Origin of the sequence: Paenibacillus sp. E194, assembly GCF_000935845.1 — a bacterium.
Lineage (GTDB): Bacteria > Bacillota > Bacilli > Paenibacillales > Paenibacillaceae > Paenibacillus_B > Paenibacillus_B alvei_B.
Window position 1 is genome coordinate 1 of the sequence record NZ_JMDX01000461.1, and the last position, 1,817, is coordinate 1,817.

The window sequence follows — 1,817 nt, forward strand, 5'->3', positions numbered from 1 at the left end:
CCCCGTACTCAAGCCTGCTTCCGGCGCAGGCAGCGATTTGCGATCCACTTTGCCGACTGGAGGTCAGCGGCATCCGGTCGAGCTGCGTAAAGTATACCGGAATCATGTATTCCGGCAGCTCGCGGACCAGCGCCTTCCTCAGCTCTCCGACCGTAAGCACGCGCTCCGCTACAATGTACGCGCACAACTGCTTTTGCCCGGCAGCATCCTCACGTGCAACCACGGCCGCCTCTTCCACCGCAGCTACCTTCAGGAGCTGCGCTTCGATTTCTCCAAGCTCGATCCGGTAACCGCGGATTTTCACCTGATCGTCGATCCGGCCCAAATAATCCACAGTGCCATCAGGCAGCCAGCGGGCCAAATCGCCTGTTCGGTACATCAGGCGGCCCGGCTCGAACGGATTTTCGACGAACTTTTCCGCTGTCAACTCCAGACGGTTCAAGTAGCCTCTGGCCACCCCGGCGCCCGAGATGTACAGTTCCCCGGCGACGCCGATCGGCTGCAATCCGCCGCGCGCATCCAAAATATAGACTGTCGTATTATGAATCGGCTTGCCTACAGTCGCTTTTACGTTTGAATAACATGGACCTGTGAGAACCTCGATCGTCGTTTCTGTAGGTCCGTAGTGATTGTACAGGCAATAGCCAAGCTGCAAAACTTCCTCTTTCAGCCGATCGTCCAGCTTTTCTCCGCCGGCGATGACATGTTGCAAGCCCGGTAGTTTGGTTTGACCCACGAGCAGTTCCCGAATGTAAGACGGCGTGAAGTTGATCGTATTGATTTTGTTCTCGTGGATGTAGTCTAGCAGCTTAGGCGGATTCAGCAGCGTCTCTTTCTGGATCACATGCAATGTTTTTCCGGCCATCAGGCTGCCAAATAATTGTTCTACACTGGGATCGAATGTGAACGATGTCGTTAACATCAGGTTATCGCTCAGCTCATAGCGGGAAATATACCAGGAAATGACGTTGGCGGCATTCCGGTGCTCTACCATAACCCCTTTTGGCTTGCCTGTCGAGCCAGACGTATAGATGACGTAGGCCAAATCGCTCGGACTGGAAACATTCACTAGGTTCGTGGCATCTTCAAGGTAAGCGGCGGGATCGTCCAGCCTAATCAGTGCTTTTGCAAACAGGCTGGCATATTCCTGGAAGCGGGTCTGCAGAAGCAGCGGCGATGCGCTTGAATCCTCCAGCAGATAACGGATGCGCTCGGCCGGATACGCCGGATCGATCGGCACATAAGCGCCTCCAGCCTTCAAAATAGCCATAATGCCGACGACCATCTCTAGCGATGGCTCCGCCATAATGCCGACCACCCAGTCGGCTTTCACACCCGCGGCCCGAAGCGTCCGCGCCAGCCGGTTGGCCCGCTCATTCAGCTCGGAGTACGTCAGTTGATGATCTTCAAATACCACAGCCACTGTGTCCGGTGTTTTCTCCGCTTGTTTTTCGAACAGCTTATGCAACGTTGCTTCTGCCAGCAGCTCAACCGCCGTATCGTTGAATGTCACCAGCAGCTCTTCCCGCTCGTCAGCCGTCAGCACCTCGATGCTTCCCAGCATCGCTTGCGGATGATGGACTGCTTGGCGCAGCAGCTCGGTGAAGTGACTCGCCCAGCGCTCGATCGTCGTCCGTTCGAATAGTTTCGATGCATATTCCAGGGTGCATCGCATCCCCTGCTCGTGCTCGCTGACCGACAGCGTTAAGTCGAACTTCGCTGCTCCGCTTTCGATCGGATACGGCGTCCATTGCAGACCCGCCAGCTCCAATTCGGCCTGCTCGGTGTTTTGCAGCACCAGCATGGCATCGAACAAT

General features: G+C 55.8%; 1 protein-coding gene. It reads right to left on the minus strand.

The features are described from left to right. On the minus strand, window positions 1–1,817 hold a 1,817-nt coding region (locus tag AZ66_RS28890), incomplete at both ends, for a non-ribosomal peptide synthetase (protein ID WP_156160136.1).